We start from the raw sequence: 7928 nt of genomic DNA on the forward strand, positions 1-7928 counted from the left end.
CTAAGCTGTCCACAAACGGGACAGCAGGTATTAGCAGCAGTGCTTATCACATGTAAATCAATCCGGTCAGGGTAAAGTTCGTAATCAAGTAATTCTAAGTCGAGCTCGGAAGGCAAAAGAAAGGAAGAGTCCATTCTTCAAAATTACATCCCAAACCCCGACTTTCACCAAATGTGACGATGAACCACTTTCACAGGAATTTACAATTGGAAACAATTACGTCTTTGGCATCAATATCAAGACCGTCGCAATTCCAGTTGACTAAGCTTCGCAAGTAAACTCCATCAATCAAAACTCTTTCACAGCCCGAAATAGAAATGCAAATTTGAGCGGCATTCAATACATCAAAGTCTTTTAGAATAACATCTTTGCAACCGATAAAGAAAATGTTTTTTGGCTTCCCATCTTTGTTTAAACCCAATTGAAACTCCTGCCCTTCACCCGCACCCTTGAGGGTTCCTTCGCCCACAATGCCAATATGGTGCGCACCGTCGGCAATCACCAAGGCTTTCATGAATTCGACGTACAGGCCATTGTGCGTAATGGTGCCGAATTTTTGCGCAGCCACGATAGAATGGTCAGGATAATCGGCCATGCGGTAGCTTCCTTGCAATACCGCCCCTGGCAACAGTCGTAAATAGACGTTGGATTTGAGAAAAATCGTACCAGTCACAAATCTGCCAGCGGGCACAATTACCTCACCACCACCCTTTTGGGAACATTTATCAATGGCCGCCTGTATGGCTTTAGTATTGGGAAACGTACTGTCGGTTTTGGCCCCAAAATCACGGATGCTGTAGGTTTGCGCGTGCAAACAGGAAGCACAAAACAGAAAAAGAACGGCAAAAATAGGGTGTTGGATTCTTCATGGGTACCATTGTATAACACAACTGAATGTTGCTTAGGAAAGAAACGGATAAGTTGGTCATTTATCCCGTTTTAATGTTCATTTTTTAGGTTTTTATCCTGTTTTTCTGCCTTATTTTACGCCAAAAGAATACCGTTCACTTTCTATATCCAGCCAAAACACGCATTTTTATGGTAGTTTTGGCCAGATATACAAGAACCCCACTACAAAAACCCTGCTGTCATGCCCTTGTTGATCACTGTTTTTGGACTTATTGTACTGATTTTATTAATATCCTACTTCAAAGTTCACACCTTTTTGGCTTTTATTGTCGTCTCTTTGGGGGTAGGATTGGCTTTGGGTATGCCGTCGCAAGCCATTCTTAAAGCCATACAACAGGGAACGGGAAGTACACTGGGTTCCATTGTGGCGATTATTGCCCTGGGGGCAATGCTCGGAAAATTGGTGGCTCAAAGTGGGGCGGCCCAACGCATTTCAACCCGAATGGTACAATTGATTGGTACTGGCTACGTTCGTTGGGCGTTTATGGTAACGGGCTTTATCGTGGGATTACCCTTATTTTATTCAGTGGGTTTTATGCTGTTAGCACCGCTGGTCATCACGTTTGCGTACCGATTCAGGCAGCCCGCCGTTTACATCGGCCTGCCCATGCTGGCCTCGCTTTCCGTAACGCAGGGGTATTTGCCCCCGCACCCGGCTCCCCTGGCGATTGTAAAGCAGTTTAATGCCGACATGGGTTTGACCCTTTTCTACGGAATTTTGGTGGCCATTCCCGCCATCTTGGTTTCGGGGGCCTTGTTTGGGGCAACGCTGAAAAAATACACCACCCTTCCCAATCGGGCGTTTGTGGCACCTGACCTGCCCGAAGCGCAAATGCCTTCGCTGTTCAGCAGCCTTTTTTCGGTGTTATTGCCCATTGTGCTGATCAGTACAACGACGGTTTTTTCCTCCTTTCTGCCCAAAAATTCTTTTCTTTTTGAAAGCCTCACTTTCATTGGTGACCCCGTAGTCAGCATGTTTATTTCGGTGTTGGTGGCCATGTATCTATTGGGCATCCGACAAAACCGAAAAATGGCGGAGATCACGGCCCTTTTGGGCGACTCCATCAAAGACGTTGCGATGCTTTTCCTGATTTTTGGTGGAGCGGGGGCCTTAAAACAAGTGTTGACCGACGGCGGCGTGAGTCAATCCATTGCCGATATGATGCAACATTCTACCCTCCATCCGTTGATTTTGGGTTGGGGCATGGCGGCCATTATTCGGGTAGCGGTGGGTTCTTCCACCGTTTCGGGCATTACAACGGCGGGATTTATGGCTCCTTTATTGATGGCTACGCATACCGAACCACACCTGATGGTGTTGAGCATTGGGGCGGGCAGCATGATGTTTTCGCACGTAAACGACGCTGGCTTCTGGCTTTTTCGGGAATATTTTCAACTTTCGATGGTGGATACGTTAAAAACCTGGTCAGTCATGGAAACCCTTGTTTCCGTTTCCGGGTTGTTGGGCGTGCTTGTTTTGAATGCAATAATCGCTTGAAATTCCGCGGCTGTCTTTACAAAGTTTAATTTTTTCCTACTTTTGTTGAATTTAATTCAACATTGAGGACTCCGTGATAAACGTAACAATGACCGACGAAACCCTTTGGCAGGCGGTACGGGAAGGCAGTGAAACTGCCTTTGAGGCGTTGTATCGTCGGTATTTCCAAGTACTCTTCAGTTATGGAAAACGCATTCACCAAGACGAAGATGCGGTAAACGATGCCATTCAGGATCTGTTTGTGGATATATGGCGCAGTCGCCGTTCGTTGAGTCAGGCACAATCGGTCAGATTTTATCTGATTCGGTCGCTTCGTCGAAAAATTCACCGCTCGCTCAAACCCGATTCGTTGCATGGGGAAGAGTGGGAGAACGTGCAGGAAGCCGTTTTGCCGACGGAAGAGTCGCCCGAGTCGCTGTTTACCCATGCAGAAGATACGTTGATCCAGTCTGAAAAACTGAATGTCTGGCTTAGCCAACTCCCCCCTCGTCAAAATGAAGCACTTTTACTCCGATATTATCATAATTTTGAGTATTCGGAAATTGCCGACCTCCTGCATATCAAAGAACAAACCGCCCGGAACCTTGTTCAGAAGGCACTTCAAATACTACGCAAACTGGCTATTTCTTTGATTATCATTGCCTTGCAATTATTTTTCTAATTTTTGTAAATTTTTTTTCGATTTGGGAGGTTGAAACACTTCCCGATTGTCTCTTTCTATATGGAAGGGGAATAGTACAATTATTTCCAAAATAGTCACTATGAAATATTCGCAATTCACCACCGGCGATTTTATTGAAGATACCGAATTTCGGCGATGGGTTCAACAACCAACGACCGAATCAGCGGCTTTTTGGGAAGATTTTATGTTGCAACATCCCGAAAAAAAACAGGATATCATCGTTGCCCGCAATGTATTGTTGACCCTTGAAGCGCAGGTGGAGAGCGGTTTCTCTACAAAAGCAAATGAAGACAGGGTGTTTCAACAGATACAGCAGCAAATCGGGGAGAAGCAGGAGGTGACAATCCGTCGCTTGCCCGTGTGGGTTCGTTGGGCGGCGGCCGCGTGTTTTGTCTTGGCAATGAGTTGGTGGCTTATTGATAAGCAAACTTCTACTGTTGAGGTAACTTATGAAGTGAATCGTAAGCAGTCTGAATCACCCTTAGTTGAAAAAGTGAACGATACGGCCAAACCCATTCTTGTCACCCTCGCCGACGGAAGTTCAATTTTTCTGAACCCCAAAAGCAGGATAAGTTATTCCAAAACCTTCAACGAAGGCAGCAAACGAGAGGTGTATTTGAGCGGAGAAGCGTTTTTTGAAGTAGCTAAAAATCCCACTAAACCGTTTTTTGTATATGCCAATGAATTGGTTACCAAAGTATTGGGAACAAGTTTCAACGTCAGGGCATTTCCTGAGGACAAAAATGTAATTGTAAAAGTTCGTACGGGGCGAGTGGCCGTGACTGTAGCGAAAAAAATCAGTGGACAACAGTCCATCAGTACCCGGGAAGTGGAGGGTATTGTACTATTGCCTAATCAACAGGCTGTCTTATCACGGCAGGAAATTCGGTTGGTGAAGTCATTGGTAGAAAATCCAACCTTACTGAGTGTCACTACCCCTACCCCAATGCGGTACTCATTTGTGTTTGAAGCAGCCCGGGCTTCTGATGTATTCAATATGATTGAAAAGGCCTACGGAATAGACATCGTATTTGATGAGGAAGTTTTTTCCAAGTGCCAGTTTACAGCCGACTTAACCGACGAGTCCCTCTATGAAAAGCTTGATATTATCTGTAAAAGTATTGAAGCCAACTATCAAGTTTTGGATGCCCAAGTCATCATTTCCGGCAAAGGCTGTGCGAATTAACCTATTATTCACCAAATGCAAAGCAGAATGAAATAAACCCGTACCTGATTATCCATTAAAAAAAGAGAAGTCGGCAATGCACCACCATCACCGACTTCATAAACCCCATCGCGCGAACGACATCTGTAGTATACAGATGCGGGGGTGTTTTGTCAAATTTTCGTCTAACAAAAACATTCAAATTTATGAAAAAAAGTAACGCTGCCCGGCATTGGGCGGTAAAAATCATGCAATGGTCCTTTATACATCTGTGTATCGCCCTGATTTTTGCTAATCTTTCGTTTGCTGATGACGCAGCGGCGCAAGAGTTGCTGGAGCGTCGTATTTCGATACAGGTTACCAATCAGAACATTAATTCAGTACTTTCCGAGATTGAAAAAATTGCTGAAGTAAAGTTTTCGTACAGCCCCAATCTCATTCGGGCATCCCGCAAAATTACGGTGACTGCTTCCAACGAGAAACTTTCGGCGGTTCTGGAAAAACTGTTGACTCCCCAAAAATTATCCTATGAAATTGTCGGAAGACAGATCATTCTCAAACGGGAAACAACGGAAAAAATTCAAACCGGACAACTTGAGCTACCGAAGGCCTCCTTACAATCATTCGACCAAACCATCACAGGAACTGTCACTGACGAAAGCGGCTCCGGCCTGCCCGGTGTAAGCATATTGGTCAAAGGAACCCAACGCGGTACAACAACTGATGCCGGTGGTAAATACAAAATAGACGTAGCCAATGGTGATGCTGTTTTAGTGTTTTCTTTTGTGGGATATTTGTTGCAGGAGGTGGCGGTAGGAAACCAAAGCCAAATTAGTATCAGCCTTAAAATAGATACGAAAACGCTGGATGAAGTAGTTGTAACGGCTTTCGGTATTAAACGGGATCAAAAAGCCCTGGGTTATGCTTCCCAAAAGGTAGCGGGAGAACAACTTTCGGCCGTAGGAAATGCCAATATTCAGAATTCATTGCAAGGCAAAGCAGCAGGGGTACAGGTACGATTGAGCAGCGGGATGCCGGGCCGCCCCGCCCAAGTGAATATCCGTGGTTCACGTTCCATTACGGGTTCAAACGAGCCTTTGTACGTCATTGACGGTTTGCCAGTGGCAGCAGGGAGTCGTTCCATTGACTTTAACCCTTCGGATGTGGAATCTATGGATATTCTGAAAGGCCCGGCGGCGGCGGCACTATACGGCGTGCGAGCTTCAAATGGGGTAATTGTGATTACTACTAAAAGCGGCAAAAATGCCAATCGTAAGCCTACCGTAACGTTTGAATCACAGTACTCACAAGACAAAGTGAGTTATTTGCCCAAACTTCAATACGAATATGCTCAGGGGAACAATAGTATTTTTGACCAAAACGGGTTGTTTTCTTACGGCCCCAAAATCAGTACGCTCGGTTCGTACACTAACACGCTTGGAGCGCAGGAACAGGCCGCTTCTTATAACAATGTCAAGGAGTTTTTTGGTAGTGGATTGACTTTCAACAATAACTTAGAGATTGCCCAGGGTGGCAATTTTGGAAATTATTCAATTGGTGTTGGTCGCACTGACCAAACGGGAGTGATAGCCAAAACGGGCTTGCAGAGAACGAATATCAAGTTCAATGGCTTGATGACCCCTTATAAAAAGTTTAAAATCGGACTGTCAATGAATTATGCCAATATCAACGTTGATGATTTTCCCGATTTAGCCGGCAACGACAATTTTATTCGTGCTTTGTACGAAGCACCCCCTTCTTATCACCTGAAAGGAAAACCATTTGCTTCGCCAACTAACCCCTACCAACAAATACTTTTTAGAGCTACCCAAAACAATCCTTATTGGGTGTTGGAAAACAATTTCCAAAATAGTAAGACCAACCGCACTTTTGGAAACTTGTTTATGGAATATCAATTGGCACAAGGGCTGAAAGCTACCTACCGAGTAGGCCTTGATAATTTCAGTACAAAAACTGAACGTTACGATGAGTTAGGAACAGGTTCTACGGGTCGTACCGCTATTCCAAGCGGAGGACTATTTGCCTTGAATAATTTCACTGAAACGCAACTCAACTCCAACTTCTTTTTGAGTTATGATAAAAATATACTACCTAATTTAGTCCTTAATGCCATTGTGGGGAATGAGTTATTTGATATCAGGCGCAGCAGTAGCTTCACCGGCAGTTCAAACTTAGTAACGGGCAATTGGCCAAGTATCGCCAACGGTACAACGATTGTATCAACTAACAACAACAATGCCCAGCGGGTTGTCGGTTTTTATGGGAACGTTAATTTGGGATACAAAGAAATGTTATACCTCAACCTCTCCGCTCGCCAAGATTATGCCTCCAATTTACCTTCAGGCAATCGTTCCTTTTTATATCCTTCGGCGGGATTAAGTTTTGTACTTACGGAGGCGGCCCCTTCACTGCAAAATCTTTTTACTTTTGCTAAGCTACGAGCCAATTATGCCGAAGTAGGCCAATTAGGGCAGTTATTTGTGAATGGAGTAGGCTACTCCGCAGCAAGTACGGGATTTCAATTTCCTTACAATGGTATTGCCGGTTTCTTGCCGAGTGGTACCAGTATCAGTTCAACACTTCGTCCTGAAAACACCCGTAGTGTAGAATTAGGTACCGAACTCCGTTTTCTGAAAAATCGCATCAGTTTGGACTATACCTATTTCAGAAGTCTTTCCGATGGGCAAATTTTCGGCATTCCCTTGCCACCTTCCACGGGTTTTGGCAGTCAGGTTAACAATGCAGGAAAAATGTTGTCGAGGGGACATGAGATCATGCTTCGACTCACCCCGCTGAAAAATGCCAACTTCAATTGGGATTTCAACGTCAATTTCTCAAAGTATAGAACAACCATTGAAGAGTTACCAAGCGGTCTATCTCGCATTGAACTCTCAAACGCGAGTGGGGCAGTTCGCTTGGTAGCGGAAAAAGGGCAAACTTATCCTTCGTTTTTTGGAACAGTTTATCAAAAAGACCCTGCATCAGGGCAAATCGTATATAATTCCACAAACGGATTTCCTTTGGTTAACCCGGTGTCTCAAATTTTGGGTACCCCAAACCCTGATTTTGAATTCAACTTTATCAATTCAATCCGATATAAATCGCTTTCATTAAATTTTCAGATTGATTGGCGAAAAGGTGGTTTGTTCTTCTCTCAACTTCAGGCCGAATCTCGTACCCGAGGCTTATCTGCTCAAACACTCGACCGAGACATTCAACAGGTAATGCCCGGTAAAAAAGGAAAATTTGTTAATGGAGCATTGGTGGTTGAAGGAGATAACGACGTAGCCATTTATAGGACAAATCCATATTGGGCCGCAGTTAATGCTGTTACTGCTGCCAATCTCGATAATGCTTCCTTTGTACGTTTTCGTGAATTAAGCCTTAACTACGACCTACCCCTAAAATGGATTGAAAAAGTAGGTATGTCAGGAGCAAGTGTTTTTCTTACCGGCAGGAATCTGTTTCTTAAAGCCAATACGTTTGTTGACCCCGAACTCAATATGACCAATACATTATCAGGTGCAGGCACCGGAAATTCGGTCGGAATTGAGTGGTATCAAGTACCTCAAACACGGAGCTTAGGAGGTGGTATTCGCTTGAAATTTTAAAAATTGGTGTTTAACTGAAAATTAACTGAAATGAAAAAGTCA

5 protein-coding genes are annotated in these 7928 nt (G+C 44.3%); 4 read left to right on the plus strand and 1 reads right to left on the minus strand.

Annotation, left to right across the window (positions count from 1 at the left end; all coding sequences use genetic code 11):
- Positions 1-190 precede the first annotated feature (190 nt).
- Positions 191-814: a glycoside hydrolase family 28 protein gene (locus tag Q0081_RS30030; protein WP_298362320.1), complete on the minus strand. Its 624-nt coding sequence runs from the start codon at positions 812-814 to the stop codon at positions 191-193.
- 276 nt (positions 815-1090) lie between these two features.
- Here Q0081_RS30030 and Q0081_RS30035 point away from each other — a divergent pair, with 276 nt between their 5' ends.
- The 4 genes from Q0081_RS30035 (at position 1091) to Q0081_RS30050 (ending at position 7886) form a co-directional block, all read left to right on the plus strand.
- Complete coding sequence (locus Q0081_RS30035; RefSeq protein ID WP_298362323.1) at positions 1091-2407, plus strand: gluconate:H+ symporter; 1317 nt, start codon at positions 1091-1093, stop codon at positions 2405-2407.
- Positions 2408-2480: 73 nt separating this feature from the next.
- The gene (locus tag Q0081_RS30040; RefSeq protein WP_298362326.1) at positions 2481-3068 is read left to right on the plus strand and encodes an RNA polymerase sigma factor; all 588 of its coding nucleotides are present in this window, start codon (positions 2481-2483) and stop codon (positions 3066-3068) included.
- A 100-nt stretch (positions 3069-3168) separates the two neighbouring features.
- Positions 3169-4275 (plus strand): FecR family protein, encoded by a 1107-nt coding sequence (locus tag Q0081_RS30045; protein WP_298362329.1) that lies wholly within the window; start codon positions 3169-3171, stop codon positions 4273-4275.
- Between the two features lie 185 nt (positions 4276-4460).
- Positions 4461-7886, plus strand: coding sequence for a SusC/RagA family TonB-linked outer membrane protein (locus tag Q0081_RS30050; RefSeq protein WP_298362332.1), 3426 nt, complete (start codon positions 4461-4463; stop codon positions 7884-7886).
- Positions 7887-7928 lie beyond the last annotated feature (42 nt).

The organism is Runella sp. (assembly GCF_027484545.1).
Classification (GTDB): domain Bacteria; phylum Bacteroidota; class Bacteroidia; order Cytophagales; family Spirosomataceae; genus Runella.